Origin of the sequence: Pseudomonas sp. Xaverov 83 (genome assembly GCF_019352905.1) — a bacterium.
GTDB lineage: Bacteria > Pseudomonadota > Gammaproteobacteria > Pseudomonadales > Pseudomonadaceae > Aquipseudomonas > Aquipseudomonas yamanorum.
The window spans coordinates 18,946-36,090 of sequence record NZ_JAAAFU010000087.1 but is presented as its reverse complement, the minus strand read 5'-3'; the positions used below and the strand labels follow the sequence as shown (position 1 = coordinate 36,090).

Below are 17,145 nucleotides of genomic sequence, written 5' to 3'. Positions count from 1 at the left end.
CTTCAAAAGTGAGCCGCTGTAAGAGCGGAACCATAGGCGGCCGTTACCTAAATAACGGATATACCCCCAAACAGCAGAACTTGCACCCCCCGCGCTCCCATGAAATAGTCCACCCAAGCAAGTGCTTGGTTGGCGATCATCGGAACACAAAGGAGCGCGTCCATGTCTGTCGCTTTTCGTTTGCCGTTGCAGGTCTTCTTCGAACGTGAAGCGCGACACCCGCGCCAACGGTTTCTGGTCCAACCCATCAAAGGCGGCGAGGTCCAAACCCTCACCTGGGCCGAAGCCGGCCACCAAGCCCGCTGTGCCGCCCACTGGCTGCGAGCCCGCGACCTGCCCCAGGGCTCCCACATCGCCCTGATCTCGAAAAACTGCGCCCACTGGATCATCGCCGACCTCGCCATCTGGATGGCCGGCCACGTCTCGGTCCCGCTCTACCCCAACCTCACCGCCGACTCCGTCGCCCACGTACTCGAGCACTCCGAAGCCGCGCTGGCGTTCATTGGCAAACTGGACGACTGGCCCGCCATGTCCGCCGGAGTAAAGGCCGACCTGCCCACCATCAGCCTGCCGCTGTGCCCCGAGGGCGAATTCGATTTCACCTGGGCCGACCTGCAAGCTTGCTCCCCCATCCAGGACAACCCCGCGCCCGCAGCGTCCGATCTCGCCACTATCATCTACACCTCCGGCACCACCGGCCTGCCCAAGGGTGTGATGCACAGCTTCGGCGCCCTGGCCTTCGCGGCCATCCGCGGCACTGAACTGTTCGGCCTGGGGGAGGGCGACCGCCTGCTGTCTTACCTGCCGCTGTGCCACGTCGCCGAACGCATGTTCGTGGAGATGGCGTCGATCTACACGGGGCAAACCGTATTTTTCGCCGAGAGCCTCGACACGTTTCTGGCAGACCTCAAGCGGGCCAGGCCGACAGCACTGTTCGGCGTACCGCGCATCTGGACCAAATTCCAGATGGGCGTCTACGGCAAAATCCCCGCAAGCCGCCTCGACACCTTGCTACGCTTGCCCTTCATCGGCAAACGAGTCGGCCACAAAGTGCTCGCCGGGTTGGGTCTGGACGCTGTGCGCGTGGCGCTCTCCGGCGCAGCCCCCGTGCCCGAAGCCCTGTTGGTCTGGTACCGCAGGCTTGGCCTGGATGTGCTGGAGGTCTACGGCATGACTGAAAGCTGCGGCTATTCCCACGTGTGCCGCCCCGGCGAGCAGAAAATCGGCTGGATCGGCCCGCCATGCCCGGACGTTGAAGTGCGCATCGGTGACGACGGCGAAGTCCAGGTGCGCAGCGGCGCGACCATGCTCGGTTATTTCAAGGACCCGGTGAAAACCGCAGAAACCATCACCGCCGACGGCTTCCTGCGCACGGGCGACAAGGGCGAGCAGGGCGCCGATGGCCGACTGCGGCTGACTGGACGGCTCAAGGAAATTTTCAAGACCAGCAAAGGCAAATACGTGGCCCCGGCGCCGATTGAGAACCGCCTGGCCGAACATGCGCGTATCGAACAGGTGTGCGTGGTGGGCGATGGCTTGAGCGCGCCCATGGGCCTGTGCGTGTTATCGGTGGTGGGCCTGCAAGATGCCGATGGACAGGGGCGGCAGGCATTGCAGGGCAGCCTCGAGCGCCTGCTGGAAGAGGTCAACCAGGCGCTGGATAAACATGAGCGCTTGCGCCAGCTGGTGGTGGTAAAAGACAGTTGGGCGGTGGAAAACGGTTTCCTCACGCCCACCTTGAAGATCAAGCGTAACGTGATTGAAGCCGTCTACGGGCCACAGTTCCTGGACTGGAGCGCGCGCTCCGAAGCCGTGCTGTGGCAGGATTGAGCACTGACATAAAACCAATAAGGACCGATCAATGAGCCTGTGGCGCACCCAACCCAACATCGAACAACTCAATGCGAGCCAGAAAAACACCATCGGTGAAGTGCTGGATATCCGCTTCGAAAGCTTTGACGACGAGTCCCTGACCGCCAGCATGGTGATCGACCACCGCACCCATCAACCCTACGGCCTGCTGCACGGCGGAGCGTCGGTGGTACTCGCGGAAACCGTGGGCTCCATGGCGAGTTACCTGTGCATCGACGCCAGCAAGTTCTATTGCGTGGGCCTGGAAATCAACGCCAACCACCTGCGCGGTTTGCGCAGCGGGCGGGTGACGGCGGTGGCCAAGCCGATTCATATCGGACGCACCACCCACGTATGGGACATCCGCCTGACCAGCGATGAAGGCAAGGCCAGCTGCATATCGCGACTGACCATGGCCGTGGTGCCGCTGGGCGAGAACCCGCCGGCCCGATAGGCGTGGCGTGAGTGTCATCATTCCTGGCAGTTACAGTCATTGCCGTGACTGCCCGGTCTGGGGAGAATCAACACTCTGTTTACGGTGATGGATCTGGTATGTCGCAGCACGTGTTTTTCGCTCACGCCAATGGCTTTCCTTCGGCGACCTACGGCAAATTGTTTGCCGCCCTGGCCCCGGAGTACGCCGTCGCGCATTTGCCGCAACACGGCCATGACCCCCGATTTCCGGTGGATGACAACTGGCAGAACCTGGTGGACGAACTGATCCACCACCTTGAGCAACAACCCGAGCCGGTGTGGGGCGTGGGCCATTCGTTGGGTGGCGTGTTGCACTTGCACGCGGCCATGCGTTGCCCGCAGTTGTATCGGGGGGTGGTGATGCTCGACTCCCCGGTGCTGACCCTGGCGGATCGCTGGGTGATTCGTGCGGCCAAGCGCTTCGGCTTTATCGACCGACTGACCCCGGCGGGTCGCACCCTGGGCCGACGTGAAGAGTTCGCCGACCTGGCGGCAGCGCGTCAGTACTTCGCCGGCAAGACCCTGTTTCGCGGCTTTGATCCCGAGTGTTTCGACGCTTACCTGCAACACGGCCTGGAGCAGGTGGGCGACCGCCTGCGTCTGCGCTTTGATCCGGCCACCGAGATCAGCATCTACCGTGGCGTGCCCCACACCAGCCCCGGCCAGGCCCGGCAACTGAAGGTGCCACTGGCGGTGGTGCGTGGTCGGCAGAGCCGGGTAGTGATGCGTCACCATGCCAGCGGTGTGGGGCGCATGCCCATGGGCGAAATGCTGACCATGCCCGGCGGCCACATGTTTCCCCTTGAGCGCCCCCAGGACACCGCCACCTTGATCAAAAACCTGTTTGCCCGCTGGGAAGCTCGCCAGCGCGAGCGCAGTTGCGCATGACTGCGCCTGTCGAAGAAGTCCGCCTGGCGCTGCCGCACATCGAGTTGGCGGCGCATCTGTTCGGCCCTGAAGACGGCCTGCCGGTCATCGCCCTGCATGGCTGGCTGGACAACGCCAACAGCTTTGCGCGCCTGGCGCCGAAACTCCATGGCCTGCGCATCGTCGCGCTGGACATGGCCGGCCATGGTCATTCGGCCCATCGCCCCGTCGGTGCCGGTTACTCCCTGTGGGATTACATCCACGATGTGCTGCAAGTCGCCGAACAACTGGGATGGAAACGTTTTGCATTACTTGGCCACTCCCTCGGCGCCATCGTTTCCCTGGTGTTGGCCGGTGCCTTGCCGGAGCGCGTAACGCACCTGGGATTGATTGATGGCGTGATCCCGCCGACCGGCACCGCAGACAACGCCGCCGAGCGCCTTGGGATGGCGTTGCAGGCGCAATTGAACCTGCAGGACAAGCGCAAACCGGTGTACAGCACCCTCGATCGTGCGGTGGAAGCGCGGATGAAAGGCGTAGTGGCGGTCAGCCGCGAAGCAGCCGAACTGCTGGCCCAGCGCGGCCTTATGCCAGTTCCGGGCGGTTACACCTGGCGCAGCGACAGTCGTCTGACCCTGGCTTCCCCCATGCGTCTGACAGAGGAGCAGGCGATGGCTTTCGTCCGTCGAGTCGGCTGTCCGACACAGCTGGTGGTCGCTGAAGACGGCATGCTGGCGAAACATTCCGAATTGCTTTCCGGGCTTCCGTTCCAGGTGACCACCTTGCCCGGTGGCCATCATTTGCACCTGAACGACGAGTCAGGGGCTACCCTTGTTGCAGACTGTTTCAATCGGTTCTTCTCCACGCCTTGACTTGGCGGGGTCAACTGCCGAGGCTGGGCGGATCGAAAGGGAGTCAACCATGAACGATCTCAACACCGCAGCGCACCCCAATGGCCAGGGCGCGCTCATCCGATGAGTATGCCGAAGGGATTTATCCGTATTCTGGGGCTGTGCTGTTTCAGCCCGCTGGTGTTTGCCGCCGACGTGCCGGGTAGCCAGGACTTGCCCGCTGTGGCCCGTCAGGTCGACGCGCAGATCGTCGACTACCGCCCCGCCGAAGATAAAGAACGCATCTACCCGCTGGGCTCGATCCGCAAGATCAGCGGCCAGTTGCGCTATGAAGCCCAGGCCACCGCCCGTGGGCTAAACACCGCCATCACCTACGAACTGCCCGCTGAACACACCTCCAGTGCCGCCTTTACCGCCACCCGCGAAGCCTTGCAGGCCCAGGGCGCGCAGTTGCTGTTCTGGTGCCAGGCCCGCGATTGCGGCGAAAGCAGCCTGTGGGCCAATGAAGTCTTTGGCAACGCCAAGCTGGTGGGCGCCGACGGCCAACAGGAATACCTGTTGCTACGTCTGGCAGCACCTCAGGACAACTCCCTGGTCGCGCTTTACGGTATCACCCGGGGCAATCGCCGGGCGTATCTGCATGTAGAGCAACTAGACGCCAGCGCACCGCTGGGCGACTTGCTGCCGACTTCCGCCACGCTGCTGCGGGAGCTGAAAAGCACCGGCGAGCTGGACTTCCCCAAGCTGGGCGCCGAACCTGACGCCACCTGGCTCACGCTTATTTCCCGTGGATTGAACCTGGATGCCACCCTGCGGGTCAGTTTGACCGGGCCCACTGCCGAGGCATGGCGCCAGGGCTTGATCGATCAGGGCGTACGTGCGGCCCGCCTGGAAACCGGCACCGCCGAGGCGAAGGGTTTGCACCTGCATCTGATACGCTGACCGTTCCAGGGCGAACGGACCCGCGCCGTTCGCCTAAGCTCTTCCTCTTACAGACTTCTTTTCGAGAAACCACATGCTCAATAACGATCGCCTGCTGGTGCAGATCCTGCTGCTGGTGTTGTTTGGTGCCAGCTTCTGGGTGATGGCGCCGTTCTGGTCGGCGCTGTTCTGGGGCGCGGTACTGGCGTTTGCCAGTTGGCCGGTGATGCGCCTGCTCACCCGCTGGCTGGGTGGGCGCGAATCCCTGGCGGCCGGAATCCTCACCCTGGTCTGGATGCTGTTGGTGGCGTTACCGCTGGTATGGTTGGGATTCAACCTGGCTGACCATGTACGCGACGCCGTGGGCCTGATCAAGGATATTCAGGTGGATGGTTTGCCTGCGGCGCCGACCTGGCTGGGCTCCATTCCGTTTGTCGGCGAGCGGTTGGTGGCGATGTGGGACAGCATCGACCAGCAGGGCGCGGCGCTGATGGTCACGTTGAAACCCTATTTGGGCCAGGTGGGCAACTGGTTACTGGCTCGCAGTGCGCAGATCGGTGGCGGCATCCTGGAACTGACCCTGAGCCTGGTGTTCGTGTTCTTTTTCTACCGGGACGGGCCGCGCCTGGCGATGTTTGTCCATCGCCTGCTGGAGCGGTTGATCGGCGACCGGGCGGGCTACTACATCGAACTGGTCGCGGGTACGGTGCAGCGGGTGGTCAACGGTGTGATCGGCACCGCTGCCGCCCAAGCGCTGCTGGCGCTGATCGGCTTCTGGATTGCCGGGGTGCCGGGAGCATTGGTGCTGGGCATCGTCACGTTCCTGCTGAGCCTGATTCCCATGGGGCCGCCGCTGATCTGGATACCGGCCACCGCCTGGCTGGCGTGGAAGGGCGACTACACCTATGCGGTATTTCTGGGTGTGTGGGGCACATTCATCATCAGTGGCGTGGACAACGTGCTCAAACCCTACCTGATCAGCCGTGGCGGCAACCTGCCGCTGGTGATCGTGCTGCTGGGGGTGTTTGGCGGGTTGATTGCGTTCGGTTTCATCGGCCTGTTCATCGGCCCGACGCTGCTGGCCGTAGCCTATAGCTTGCTGACGGACTGGAGCGCTAGCCAGGCTCAGGTACGGCGGGAAGATAAAGCCGGGCAGTAATGTTTCAAACAGGGCGTAGGAATAACTCCTACGCCCTCGGCAACCACATTACCGCTGTCAGGCCGCCGCCCGGCGTTTCTTCCAGGCTCAACCTTCCGCCCAGGCGTTCCACCGCTTCCTTGGAAATCGTCATCCCCAAGCCCACGCCGCCGGAGTTCCGGTTGCGCGAGCCTTCCAGCCGATAAAACGGCTCAAATACCGCCTCGCGTTTATCCGCTGCAATCCCCGGCCCATGGTCGATCACCTTGACCACCAGCGCCTGTGGGCTGTCCGCCAGCTCGATACGCGCCGTGCCGGCATAGCGCAGGGCGTTGTCGATCAGGTTGTTCAGGCACGAGCGCAGGGCCATCGGTTGCACTTGCAGCGGCGCGCATTCACCACTGCATTGCACGTCGGAGCCGCGGTCCTGGGCGTTTTCACTCAGGGATTCCACCAGCGCCTGCACGTCCAGCCAATGCCGGGTTTCGCTGGTGCGCTGTTCGTGCAGGTAGCTCAGGGTGGCGTCGAGCATGCCGATCATGTCGTCCAGGTCCTGGCGCATCTGGCCCTGCAGCTTGGTGTCTTCGATCTGTTCCAGGCGCAGCTTGAGCCGTGACAGCGGCGTGCGCAGGTCGTGGGACACCGCGCCCAGCATGCGGGCACGCTGGGTGACTTGCTCGCGGATACGCTTTTGCATCAGGTTGAAAGTCGACGCCGCTTGCCGCGCCTCCCGTGGGCCGGACTCGTTCAACGGCGGGCTGTCGAGGTCCAGGCTCAGTCGTTCGGCCGCAGCGCTCAGGCGTTGGATCGGCCGGCTGAGCAGCTTGGCACCGTACCAGGCGGCGATGATCAGCGAGATAAACTGGAAGGTCAGCGGCACCACAGGCCCGCCGAACCAGGGACGACGATGCTCCTTGGGCATTGGCGTCAGGGTGCCGTCTGGCTGCTCGATGAAGGTCTCGTGGGGCGGTGGCGGCGGCGGGCCATAATGGTGAAACCAGAAGAATGCCAGCACGTGGGCCAGCACAATCGCCACCAGCAACACACCGAACAGCCGCCCGAACAGGGTGTTGAAGGCGTTGCGCATCAGCCGATATCCCGGGCGTCGAACAGGTAGCCTTCACCGCGCACGGTCTTGATCAGTTGCGGGGCCTTCGGGTCGTCACCGAGTTTTTGGCGCAGGCGCGAGACCAGTAGGTCAATGCTGCGATCAAAGGCTTCGATGGAGCGACCCCGGGCCGCATCCAGCAATTGCTCGCGGCTCAACACCCGGCGCGGGCGCTCGATAAACACCCACAGCAAACGGAATTCGGCGTTGGACAGCGGCACCACCAGGCCATCGTCGGCCACCAGCTGGCGCAGTACGCTGTTGAGGCGCCAGTTGTCGAAGCGGATATTCGCCCGTTGCTCGGTGCGGTCATCCCGCACGCGACGCAGGATGGTCTGGATGCGGGCCACCAGTTCGCGGGGCTCGAAGGGCTTGGACATGTAATCGTCGGCCCCCAGTTCCAGGCCGATGATGCGGTCGGTGGGTTCGCAGCGGGCGGTGAGCATCAGGATCGGGATGTCCGATTCAGCCCGCAGCCAGCGGCACAGCGACAGGCCATCTTCGCCCGGCAGCATCAGGTCGAGCACCACCACGTCGAAGGTTTCGGCTTGCATGGCGTGGCGCATGGCGGCGCCATCGGTCACGCCGCTGGCGAGGATATTGAAGCGCGCCAGGTAATCGATCAGCAGTTCGCGGATCGGCACGTCGTCGTCGACGATCAGCGCGCGGGTGTTCCAGCGCTTGTCTTCACCCACAAGCGAGCCTTTTTGATCGTCATTCAGCACAGGAGTCAGGGTTTGCATGGTGCGATCATCTACCTGGTGGGCCGCCGGGCCGAGGATCGGCGGCGAGGTTGTTGCGTTCAGCATAGGCGCCCAGCACCGGGGCTGGAAGTTCTGTACGGTGGTTCACGTGTGCGAGGCTAATCTTCGGGGGTATTGCAGGCATGTCGGGAATGTATCTGTTTCGACACAATTGCTCGGGAGCCCGCAATCTGGCGGCTAAATCGCGAATTACCGATCATCGGATCCCGCAAACGCGCTGCTTGCGCTACAATCCGCGCCGATTTCGACTTGCCTGAGAGCCCATTCCAATGTCCGTCTGCCAGACTCCTATCATCGTCGCCCTGGATTACCCCACCCGTGACGCCGCACTGAAACTGGCTGACCAGTTGGACCCCAAGCTTTGCCGGGTCAAGGTCGGTAAGGAACTGTTCACCAGTTGCGCCGCGGAAATTGTCGGCACCTTGCGTGACAAAGGCTTCGAGGTGTTCCTCGACCTGAAATTCCACGATATCCCCAACACCACCGCGATGGCGGTCAAGGCTGCCGCCGAGATGGGCGTGTGGATGGTCAATGTGCACTGCTCCGGCGGTTTACGCATGATGGCAGCGTGCCGTGAAGTGCTCGATCAACGCAGCGGCCCCCAGCCATTGTTGATTGGCGTGACCGTGCTGACGAGCATGGAACGTGAAGACCTGGCCGGCATCGGCCTGGACATCGAGCCACAGGAACAAGTGCTGCGCCTCGCCGCCCTGGCGCAAAAGGCTGGCCTGGATGGCCTGGTGTGCTCGGCGCTGGAAGCCCAGGCATTGAAGACCGCCCACCCGTCGCTGCAACTGGTAACCCCGGGGATTCGCCCGGCGGGCAGCGCCCAGGACGACCAACGTCGCATCCTGACCCCGCGCCAGGCCCTGGACGCCGGTTCCGATTACCTGGTGATCGGTCGCCCGATCAGCCAGGCGGCCGATCCGGCCAAGGCGCTGGCAGCGGTGGTTGCCGAGATCGCCTGACTAAAGCGGCCACGGTCTCTGTGGGAGCTGGCTTGCCTGCGATAGCATCGACTCGGTATCACTGAAACACCGAGTCGCCTGCATCGCGGGCAAGCCCGGCTCCCACATTAACCGTGTGTGCAGAACGATCTGCGGTGCGTCAGCTGACTTTCAGTACCAACTTCCCAAAGTTCTCACCGTTGAACAGCTTCATCAGTGTCTCCGGGAACGTCTCCAGTCCTTCGACGATATCTTCCTTGCTCTTGAGCTTGCCCTGAGCCATCCAGCCGGCCATTTCCTGCCCGGCAGCGGCAAAGTTCGCCGCGTGGTCCATCACCACAAACCCTTCCATACGCGCACGATTGACCAACAATGACAGGTAATTGGCCGGCCCTTTGACGGCTTCCTTGTTGTTGTATTGGCTGATGGCACCGCAGATCACCACGCGCGCTTTCAACGCCAGGCGGCTGAGCACGGCGTCAAGAATGTCCCCGCCGACGTTATCGAAATACACGTCCACACCTTTTGGGCACTCGCGCTTGAGGCCGGCGTGCACGTCTTCGTTCTTGTAGTCGATGGCCGCATCAAAACCCAGCTCATCCACCAGGAACTTGCATTTGTCGGCCCCGCCGGCGATGCCCACCACGCGGCAGCCTTTGATCTTGGCGATCTGCCCGGCAATGCTGCCCACCGCACCGGCCGCGCCAGAAATCACCACGGTGTCCCCGGCCTTGGGCGCGCCGGTATCCAGCAGGGCGAAATAGGCGGTCATGCCGGTCATCCCCAGTGCCGATAGGTAGCGCGGCAAAGGTGCAAGTTTCGGATCGACCTTGTAGAAACCCCGGGGCTCGCCGACGAAGTAATCCTGCACGCCCAAGGCACCGTTGACGTAGTCCCCCACGGCAAATTTCGGGTTGTTCGAGGCGATGACCTTGCCCACGCCCAGGGCGCGCATGACTTCGCCGATACCTACCGGCGGAATGTAGGATTTGCCCTCGTTCATCCAGCCACGCATGGCCGGGTCCAGGGACAGGTATTCGTTATGCACCAGCACCTGCCCGTCCTGGGGCGTGCCCACTGGTACTTCCTGGTAGGTGAAGGTGTCCCGCGTGGCAGCGCCGACCGGACGTTTGGCGAGCAGGAATTGGCGGTTGGTCTGGGCAGTCATGGCTGGGACTCTTGAGAAGTGGACCTTGAGTGATAGACCCTTCGAGCCGCACCGGCAAGGTGCGCGGCACCTGCGAATGCCCGTCGATCCACTGCAATGATAATGACGCCGGTGCCCTTATCACTGCCGCTCATGGTCCGCCAACCGGGCGTTTGATAGTGCTGACGTGCCCATGGCCGCTCTGGCTAGACTGGGGTCATCCAGCATCCCCATCGAAGGACATCACCATGAGCATGACATTTTCCGGCCAGGTCGCCCTGGTGACCGGCGCGGCCGCGGGCATTGGCCGCGCCACTGCGCTGGCGTTTGCTGCTGAAGGCTTGAAGGTTGTAGTTGCTGACCTGGACGCGGCGGGCGGCGAGGGCACTGTGGCGCTGATTCATCAGGCCGGTGGCGAAGCGGTGTTTGTACGCTGCAATGTCACCCTCGAAGCGGACGTACAGCAGTTGATGCAGCAGACCGTGGCCACCTATGGTCGGTTGGACTATGCGTTCAACAACGCCGGGATCGAGATCGAGAAGGGCAAGTTGGCCGACGGCAGCCTGGATGAGTTCGACGCCATCATGGGCGTCAACGTCAAGGGCGTGTGGCTGTGCATGAAGTATCAACTGCCGTTGCTGCTGGCCCAGGGCGGTGGTGCCATCGTCAACACGGCCTCGGTGGCCGGGCTTGGGGCGGCGCCGAAGATGAGCATCTATGCCGCGTCCAAGCACGCGGTGATCGGCCTGACCAAGTCGGCGGCGATCGAGTATGCGAAGAAGAAAATCCGCGTCAACGCGGTATGCCCGGCGGTGATCGACACCGATATGTTCCGCCGTGCCTATGAGGCCGACCCGCGCAAAGCTGAATTTGCTGCCGCCATGCACCCGGTCGGGCGTATTGGCAAAGTCGAGGAAATCGCCAGTGCGGTGCTTTATCTGTGCAGTGACGGCGCTGCCTTTACCACAGGCCAGGCATTGGCGGTGGACGGTGGTGCGACCGCGATTTAGGAACTGATGCTGATGCCATTCAGAAAAGCGTTGGCGGCGCTGTGAGGCTTTTCTGCAGGTGGCCAGGTGCCCTGGCCGAATGTGTATCAGTAGGTAAATAATCCAATTAAATCAATGATTTAATAAATCTTCACCACGGCTGTCATTGGGCTTCTGTGCTTAACTGGTTTGGGTTAAATGACAACAGTTTAAGTGAGTGGCTCATGGATTTAGGGATCGATCGACAAGCCCTTGTACCGGTAGTGCAGCAAATCGTCAGCGCGTTGGCCGCCTGGATTCGCGAGAGCGGAGCCAGTCCCGGGACGCGGTTGCCTTCGGTTCGGCAACTGGCCCACGAGAACCTGCTCAGCCAGTCCAGCGTGATCGAGGCGTTCGAACGGATGGTTGCCCAAGGCGTGCTGTCCTCAAGGCAAGGCGCGGGTTTCTGTGTGGCCCAGCCACCCGCCGAGCGTGGCCTTCGCTGCGAAAACCAATGGTATGAGGGCGCCGAGTCCGGGTGGGGCGCCTTTGTCGACAATCAGCTGGGTGAACTGAAACTGGGATGCGGCTGGCTGCCGGACACCTGGCGCGAAAGCGACGACATCAGCTACGCGATTCGTGAGGTCACCCGCACCGATACCGCTGCCGTCTTCAATTACAGCACGCCGCTGGGCCTGCCGGCGCTGCGGGAACAGTTGCTCAAGCGCCTGGCCCACATTCATGTGGCGGCCCGGGTCGACCATATCCTTATCACCCAAGGTGCTAGCCATGCCCAGGACCTGTTGATCCGCACACTGCTCAAGGCCGGCGACACCGTGGTGGTGGAAAGCCCGGGCTACGGCAACCTGTACCGCCAGTTGGCCTTTCACGGTATCAAACTGCTGGAAGTGCCGCGCACACGCAGCGGTCCGGACCTGCCTGCACTGGAAGCGCTGTTGCGCGGGCATCGGCCCAAGTGCCTGTTCATCAACAGCCTGTATCACAACCCCACCGGCACCAGCCTGTCCCAGGGAGTGGCTGAGCGCTTGTTGCAACTGGCCCATTCCCAGGACTTCTTTATTGTCGAGGAAGACGTCTACGGCGATCTGCAACATGCCACCTGCACCCGGCTGTCGGCGTTGCCCCACGAGGACCGGGTGATCTATATCTCGAGTTTTTCCAAGACCCTCAGCAGCGCTTTGCGCGTGGGCTATCTCACGGCCAGCGGGGCGATCATCGCGCAGTTGTCCAAGGTCAAGACCATGACCGGTATCGGCACCTCGCGGTTCGCCGAGGCGGTGGTGGCGACGTTGCTGGCTAATGGTACCTACCGCAAGTGGGTGCAACGTCTGCGTCGGCGCTTGAATACCGAAATGGCCATCACCCTGCAAGTGCTGGAAGACGAGGAGTGGGAGGTTTTCGCGGTGCCTGCGGGTGGCATGTTTGTGTGGGCGCGCCCTGGTGTCGGTGATGGTTCGACGTTGTACGCGCAGGCTCGCCGGCTTGGGGTGTTGCTGACGCCGGGCGCGCTTTTCAGCCCGACGGGCGAACACAGTGACTGGCTGCGCATCAATGTGGCCTATGCTTCAGATCAGCGCGCCCTCGCGCTGTTCAAGGCCATGGGCCCGGCAGGATCGACCTCTACCATTCTGAAAACGACGAGGATGTAGCTTTTTGCCATTATTGTGGCGCCAAACGCTTGTGTTCAGGGCCCCGGGGTTGCGAATCTCGCTGCATTGAAACCGGGCTTGATGGCATTCGCCATTGCAAGAGGACTCAAGTGCAATGATTTCTGCCGTGCAACGACGTTTTGCCAACCTCGGTATGGCAAAGAAACTGGGCTTGGGCTTCGCCTTGGTGTTGCTGTTGACGGCGCTGGTGGCCGCGATCGGCGTGTGGTCGCTGCAAACCGTCGGTCAGCGCTTCGAGGGCCTGAAAGCCATGTCGGCGCTCAACAGTGGCCTGCTCAAGGTGCGCTTGATCGAGCAGGACTACGCGTTGCATGCCGACCCCAAGTCGGTGGACGCCTTGCACGAAAGCGTCGACGCATTGGCCGCCCAGGCCACGATTCTCAAGGGCCAGTCGCCCGCCAACGTCCCGGTGATGACCGACGTTGAGCAGGCGCTGGCGGCCTATCGCAAGGCGTTCGATGAGTTTGTCGAACTGACCCAGACCAAGGACCTGGCCCTGGAAATGGCCAGTTGGTCGGTCTCCAGTGTCGCCAACAACCTCGATGTGTTGCAGGCCGGGCTGGCGGACGACGGCGCCTATGGCCTCAAGGAAAGCCAGGGCAAGGAAGGCGCCGAATTTATCGAGCAGGCGGGGCAGGTCAGCCAGGTCTCGCGCCTGATGCTGCAAGCCATGAACGAAGCGCATGTGCGTCTGGATCAAAGCCGCAAGGGCGATGACGAGAACGCCGAGCAAGGCAAGATCGAGCAGGCTGACCAGGCCCTGGCCCAGGTCGAACAGCTGAAAACCACGGTCAAGGATCCCGGTTATCAAACTGTGCTTAACGAGGTATCCGGGCATATCGCGGCCTTCAGTGAAAAACTCGGTGAGTACACCGGCCTGCTGGCCCAGGAAAAGGTGGTCTATAAGCAACTCCACGAGCGTGCTGCCGAGGTGGTCACCCGGGTCAATCAGGCCTATGACGCAGAAGACGTGTCGATGCAGGCGCAGTTGAAGAAAAGCGCGTTACTGATCATTGGCTCTTCAGCCTTGGCCTTGCTGGTCGGGCTGATTGCGGCGTGGATCATCACCCGGTTGATCGTCGCCCCGCTGCGCAGCGTGATTGCGGTGGCCCAGCAGATTGCCGCCGGTGATCTCAGTGGCCGCATGGACGTCAGCCGTCGGGATGAAATGGGCCAGTTGATGCTGGCGATGCAGCAGATGAGCAGTGGCCTGAGCAATATGGTCAGTGGGTTGCAGGCGGGTATCGAGCAACTGGCCAGCTCGGCCCATTCGCTGTCCAGCGTGACTGAGCAGACCAACGTCGAGGTCAGCTGCCAGAAGGAAGAGACCGAACAGGTCGCCACGGCAATGAACCAAATGACTGCCACCGTGCACGACGTGGCGCGTAACGCCGAACAAGCGGCCCAGGCTGCGCAGACCGCGGATGACAAGGTCGACAGCGGCCAGCAGGTCGTGCGCCAGAGCTTGCAACGTATCGAGTTGCTGGCCAGTTCCGCGACCTCTGCCAGTACCAGCATCGAAAGCCTCAGTGCGGAAATCCAGAATATCGGCACGGTACTCGAGGTGATCAAAAGCGTGGCCGAACAAACCAACTTGCTCGCCCTGAATGCGGCCATCGAAGCGGCCCGGGCGGGCGAGCAGGGCCGTGGTTTTGCGGTAGTGGCCGATGAGGTAAGGGCACTGGCCAAGCGTACCCAGCAATCGACCGAGGAAATCGAGCGACTGGTGAGCACCTTGCGCAGCGCGGCACAGTCTTCGGTGCAGCAGATCAAACAGAGTGGCGAATTGGTGAAGCTGGCGGTCAGTGATGCCCTGGAAACTGAAAGTGCCCTGGGCAGCATTGCAGCGGCGGTGTCGCTGATCCAGCAAATGAACCAGCAGATTGCCGCGGCGGCCGAAGAGCAAAGCTCGGTGGCCGAGGAAATCAATCGCAGCGTCACCAGCATCCGTGCCAGTGCCGATCAATCGGCGTTGAGCATGCAGGGCAACGCGGCGTCGAGCATCGAGCTGGCGCAGTTGGGCACGGAGCTTAAAGGGATGGTCGGGCACTTCCGACTTTGATCACCGCAGGCCTGCGGTGATCAAAGGGCAGGGTCGTCAGGCGTTGTTGACCAGGAAGGTCAGCAGCGCTTCGTTGACGAAGTCGGGGTTTTCGCGGCTGGAGATATGCCCGGCGTCCGGAATCAACGTCAGTGTGCAGCCGATCAAGGTCGCCATTTCTTCTGATTCGGCCGGTGGGCGTGGCTTGTCTTGCTCCCCGCACATCACCAGGGTGGTATCGGTGTCGAGGCGCGAAAGCTGCTCCAGCACATCGGTGCGGCTGAAGATAATCCGGCCCAGGGGCACGATGCTTTGCAGCAGGCGTTCTTTCGGAAAGGCCTTCAGTGCGTTGCGAAAATCCTGATACAAGGCAGATTCCCGGTCGATGCCGGGGCGGAAGAAGATCGGCGCCACCACATCCAGCAGCGGCTCCGGAATGGCGCCGGCATCTTCGATCATCTTGAACAGCGAAAAATAGTACTGGCGAGTGGCTTCCGGCTCGGCACCCAGGTGCGTGTCCATCAGTACCAGGCTGTTGACCCGCTCGGGTGCCAGCAGCGCCAGGCGTGCGCCCCACATGCCGCCGACCGACAAACCCACGAGGTTGACCTGGGCAATGTCCAGGTGATCCAGCAGGGCCAGGTGCTGGCGTGCGAGGTCGTCCAGGGACACGGTGCTTGCAGGCAGTGGGCCGGACTCGCCGTGGCCCCATAGCTCGGGGACGATCACTCGGTATTGTTGGGAAAGGGCTTCTATCTGCGGTGCCCACATCTGGCTGTCCCACAGGTAGCTGGAACCGAGGAGAACGGCCGGGCCGGTGCCCTGGTCGAGGTAGTGCAGCGGTTGTCCATCGATGATCACGACAGGCATGGCGAGGCCCTTTTCGTTAACGGAGAGAGGGGCCTTTTTTACGCTATTCGGGGGGAAGGGGATAGGTGCAGAGTGATGGCATGTGGCGAGCGGGTTTACCGCCCACCACAATGGCAGGGAATCAGTCGTAGATGGCTTTCTTCTTCCAGTCCGCGTCCGCATCCACCTCTTTCAAGCCTTGGGTCAATTCGTTGACCTCGTCTTCAGCCGGCTCGAGGTTGGTCAGCACCATGGAGTTGGCGCGCGCCAGTTGTTTCTCCAGCAATTGCAGTTGCTGGCTGTACACCACGGGCTCCGGCTGTTTGCGCAGGTACTGCACGCCGCGTTCGAACGCCAGGCGTGCCTGGCCAGGCTGGCCTTGTTGCAGCGCGTGCTGGCCCAGGTTGTTGAAGAACTCGATGTGCAGCAACACCAGGATGTGGCGGATTTCCTTGATCCAGTGCTTGGCTTCATTGGTCGGCAGGAAACCGTCCTGGGCCGCGCGAGTGACCTGGCCATGCAGGGCTTCCAGCAGGAACCGTACATCCTTGGCCTTGGCTTCGGTCTGGATCGGGCCGGGCGGGTTGTTCACCGGAATCGATTCGCCCTGGGCCACCAGTGCGTTGAGTTCGGTGATGCGTGCCTTGAGCGCCGCATTCGACTTGTCCAGATTCAACAGGCGCTGGTTGACGTTGAGCTCCAGGCGGGTCAGCAGCAACTTGAGTCGCGGCGTCATCAATTGGCCTGGAAAGGTCTCGGTGATTTCACCGCAGCGACGCAGCCGGTCATTGAGTTCGATCCGGGTCCGGTTCTTTTCCAGCTTATTGTTTTCCACCACGTGGTTCATGTAGCCAATGGCGATCAGTATTACGATCCCGGCTATTACCAGCAGGGTGATCATGAGTGGTGTCACCGGTGTGACCTCTTTATGGGGTTTGCGTTGAAGTGTAGTGACTGGTGCAGTGGCCGGATAGGACTGAGCGACCAGTTGCGTCAGTAGTTTCTTCTATATAGCTGGGCAGTCCCTGCGTAGATGCACATTGCCATCATTTGCTGTGGCCAACTATAGCGTCTTGTGGAACGCCAGAATATAGGCGCCAAAGCCTGGACGGCGAGAAACCCTTGCAACCCCCGTAAACCACGGCGAAGTCATTGATTTAAATAAATTTATCCTTGGGGGTTGACGACCTCCCAATCCATCCATAGAATGCGCGCCACTTACAGCGTAAAGCACACAGCGAAACGCGGTAGGGAGTGAATGTTGTACGTGTGTCCCCTTCGTCTAGTGGCCTAGGACACCGCCCTTTCACGGCGGTAACAGGGGTTCGAGTCCCCTAGGGGACGCCATTTGCGGGAATAGCTCAGTTGGTAGAGCACGACCTTGCCAAGGTCGGGGTCGCGAGTTCGAGTCTCGTTTCCCGCTCCAAATTTAAGCAGTGTTGCTCTCGGGCGGCACTGAGTGAAACCAGGGCATAATCTTCGGATTTAATCTCTGGGCACTGAAATACACACCATGTGTTTCAGTAGC

At 61.8% G+C, this 17,145-nt stretch carries 15 protein-coding genes, 2 tRNA genes and 1 pseudogene; 13 read left to right on the top strand and 5 right to left on the bottom strand.

Annotation, left to right across the window (positions count from 1 at the left end; genetic code table 11):
- The first annotated feature begins 162 nt into the window (after window positions 1–162).
- From K0H47_RS28630 to K0H47_RS28605, 6 genes are all read left to right on the top strand, one after another.
- Window positions 163–1,830, top strand: coding sequence for an AMP-binding protein (locus K0H47_RS28630; RefSeq protein ID WP_219273992.1), 1,668 nt, complete (start codon window positions 163–165; stop codon window positions 1,828–1,830).
- Between the two features lie 31 nt (window positions 1,831–1,861).
- Complete coding sequence (locus K0H47_RS28625) at window positions 1,862–2,305, top strand: hotdog fold thioesterase (RefSeq protein ID WP_177071979.1); 444 nt, start codon at window positions 1,862–1,864, stop codon at window positions 2,303–2,305.
- Between the two features lie 98 nt (window positions 2,306–2,403).
- Window positions 2,404–3,213, top strand: coding sequence for an alpha/beta fold hydrolase (locus K0H47_RS28620; protein ID WP_076015247.1), 810 nt, complete (start codon window positions 2,404–2,406; stop codon window positions 3,211–3,213).
- Window positions 3,210–4,064 (top strand): alpha/beta hydrolase, encoded by an 855-nt coding sequence (locus K0H47_RS28615; protein ID WP_093207610.1) that lies wholly within the window; start codon window positions 3,210–3,212, stop codon window positions 4,062–4,064. Before K0H47_RS28620 ends, K0H47_RS28615 begins: the two co-directional genes overlap by 4 nt.
- A 102-nt stretch (window positions 4,065–4,166) precedes the next feature.
- Window positions 4,167–4,985 (top strand): DUF4892 domain-containing protein, encoded by an 819-nt coding sequence (locus K0H47_RS28610; protein ID WP_177071977.1) that lies wholly within the window; start codon window positions 4,167–4,169, stop codon window positions 4,983–4,985.
- Between the two features lie 73 nt (window positions 4,986–5,058).
- Complete coding sequence (locus K0H47_RS28605; RefSeq protein WP_063028239.1) at window positions 5,059–6,123, top strand: AI-2E family transporter; 1,065 nt, start codon at window positions 5,059–5,061, stop codon at window positions 6,121–6,123.
- A gap of 28 nt (window positions 6,124–6,151) precedes the next feature.
- Here K0H47_RS28605 and K0H47_RS28600 read toward each other — a convergent pair whose 3' ends face one another.
- On the bottom strand, window positions 6,152–7,189 hold the full coding sequence (locus tag K0H47_RS28600) for a cell wall metabolism sensor histidine kinase WalK (protein ID WP_063028241.1): 1,038 nt from the start codon (window positions 7,187–7,189) through the stop codon (window positions 6,152–6,154).
- Window positions 7,189–7,953: a response regulator gene (locus K0H47_RS28595; RefSeq protein WP_063033925.1), complete on the bottom strand. Its 765-nt coding sequence runs from the start codon at window positions 7,951–7,953 to the stop codon at window positions 7,189–7,191. Before K0H47_RS28595 ends, K0H47_RS28600 begins: the two co-directional genes overlap by 1 nt.
- Window positions 7,954–8,243: 290 nt before the next feature.
- Between K0H47_RS28595 and pyrF the strand changes: the two genes are divergently transcribed.
- On the top strand, window positions 8,244–8,942 hold the full coding sequence (pyrF, locus tag K0H47_RS28590) for an orotidine-5'-phosphate decarboxylase (RefSeq protein ID WP_063028243.1): 699 nt from the start codon (window positions 8,244–8,246) through the stop codon (window positions 8,940–8,942).
- 139 nt (window positions 8,943–9,081) lie between these two features.
- Here pyrF and K0H47_RS28585 read toward each other — a convergent pair whose 3' ends face one another.
- Entirely contained in the window at window positions 9,082–10,089 is a 1,008-nt protein-coding gene (locus K0H47_RS28585) for an NADP-dependent oxidoreductase (protein WP_017480213.1), read from the bottom strand.
- 227 nt (window positions 10,090–10,316) lie between these two features.
- Between K0H47_RS28585 and K0H47_RS28580 the strand changes: the two genes are divergently transcribed.
- From K0H47_RS28580 to K0H47_RS31525, 4 genes and pseudogenes are all read left to right on the top strand, one after another.
- Complete coding sequence (locus tag K0H47_RS28580; RefSeq protein ID WP_008431261.1) at window positions 10,317–11,078, top strand: SDR family oxidoreductase; 762 nt, start codon at window positions 10,317–10,319, stop codon at window positions 11,076–11,078.
- A gap of 203 nt (window positions 11,079–11,281) precedes the next feature.
- Window positions 11,282–12,706, top strand: coding sequence for a PLP-dependent aminotransferase family protein (locus K0H47_RS28575; protein WP_218264473.1), 1,425 nt, complete (start codon window positions 11,282–11,284; stop codon window positions 12,704–12,706).
- A 115-nt stretch (window positions 12,707–12,821) separates the two neighbouring features.
- A pseudogene (locus tag K0H47_RS31530) lies at window positions 12,822–13,928 on the top strand (HAMP domain-containing protein); the annotation flags it as partial.
- Window positions 13,908–14,789 (top strand): methyl-accepting chemotaxis protein, encoded by an 882-nt coding sequence (locus K0H47_RS31525; protein WP_373568949.1) that lies wholly within the window; start codon window positions 13,908–13,910, stop codon window positions 14,787–14,789. The pseudogene K0H47_RS31530 and the gene K0H47_RS31525, both read left to right, overlap by 21 nt.
- A 36-nt stretch (window positions 14,790–14,825) precedes the next feature.
- Here the strand turns inward: K0H47_RS31525 and K0H47_RS28565 are convergent, their stop codons facing one another.
- Both K0H47_RS28565 and K0H47_RS28560 read right to left on the bottom strand, forming a co-directional pair.
- Window positions 14,826–15,638 carry an alpha/beta fold hydrolase gene (locus K0H47_RS28565; RefSeq protein ID WP_063028249.1) on the bottom strand — a complete coding sequence of 271 codons (813 nt, stop codon included), beginning with the start codon at window positions 15,636–15,638 and terminating at the stop codon, window positions 14,826–14,828.
- A gap of 121 nt (window positions 15,639–15,759) precedes the next feature.
- Entirely contained in the window at window positions 15,760–16,518 is a 759-nt protein-coding gene (locus tag K0H47_RS28560; protein ID WP_218167928.1) for a hypothetical protein, read from the bottom strand.
- 370 nt (window positions 16,519–16,888) lie between these two features.
- Here K0H47_RS28560 and K0H47_RS28555 point away from each other — a divergent pair.
- Together K0H47_RS28555 and K0H47_RS28550 are read left to right on the top strand one after the other, a co-directional pair.
- Window positions 16,889–16,964, top strand: a tRNA-Glu gene (locus K0H47_RS28555).
- A 3-nt stretch (window positions 16,965–16,967) separates the two neighbouring features.
- A tRNA-Gly gene (locus K0H47_RS28550) sits at window positions 16,968–17,043 on the top strand.
- Window positions 17,044–17,145: the final 102 nt, after the last annotated feature.

Excerpts from the sequence above, each read along its gene's own strand:
- K0H47_RS28630 (WP_219273992.1), top strand. The coding sequence starts at position 163 with ATGTCTGTCGCTTTTCGTTTGCCGTTGCAGGTCTTCTTCGAACGTGAA.
- K0H47_RS28625 (WP_177071979.1), top strand. The coding sequence starts at position 1,862 with ATGAGCCTGTGGCGCACCCAACCCAACATCGAACAACTCAATGCGAGC.
- K0H47_RS28620 (WP_076015247.1), top strand. The coding sequence starts at position 2,404 with ATGTCGCAGCACGTGTTTTTCGCTCACGCCAATGGCTTTCCTTCGGCG.
- K0H47_RS28615 (WP_093207610.1), top strand. The coding sequence starts at position 3,210 with ATGACTGCGCCTGTCGAAGAAGTCCGCCTGGCGCTGCCGCACATCGAG.
- K0H47_RS28610 (WP_177071977.1), top strand. The coding sequence starts at position 4,167 with ATGAGTATGCCGAAGGGATTTATCCGTATTCTGGGGCTGTGCTGTTTC.
- K0H47_RS28605 (WP_063028239.1), top strand. The coding sequence starts at position 5,059 with ATGCTCAATAACGATCGCCTGCTGGTGCAGATCCTGCTGCTGGTGTTG.
- K0H47_RS28600 (WP_063028241.1), bottom strand. The coding sequence starts at position 7,189 with ATGCGCAACGCCTTCAACACCCTGTTCGGGCGGCTGTTCGGTGTGTTG.
- K0H47_RS28595 (WP_063033925.1), bottom strand. The coding sequence starts at position 7,953 with ATGCAAACCCTGACTCCTGTGCTGAATGACGATCAAAAAGGCTCGCTT.
- pyrF (WP_063028243.1), top strand. The coding sequence starts at position 8,244 with ATGTCCGTCTGCCAGACTCCTATCATCGTCGCCCTGGATTACCCCACC.
- K0H47_RS28585 (WP_017480213.1), bottom strand. The coding sequence starts at position 10,089 with ATGACTGCCCAGACCAACCGCCAATTCCTGCTCGCCAAACGTCCGGTC.
- K0H47_RS28580 (WP_008431261.1), top strand. The coding sequence starts at position 10,317 with ATGAGCATGACATTTTCCGGCCAGGTCGCCCTGGTGACCGGCGCGGCC.
- K0H47_RS28575 (WP_218264473.1), top strand. The coding sequence starts at position 11,282 with ATGGATTTAGGGATCGATCGACAAGCCCTTGTACCGGTAGTGCAGCAA.
- K0H47_RS31525 (WP_373568949.1), top strand. The coding sequence starts at position 13,908 with ATGCTGGCGATGCAGCAGATGAGCAGTGGCCTGAGCAATATGGTCAGT.
- K0H47_RS28565 (WP_063028249.1), bottom strand. The coding sequence starts at position 15,638 with ATGCCTGTCGTGATCATCGATGGACAACCGCTGCACTACCTCGACCAG.
- K0H47_RS28560 (WP_218167928.1), bottom strand. The coding sequence starts at position 16,518 with ATGATCACCCTGCTGGTAATAGCCGGGATCGTAATACTGATCGCCATT.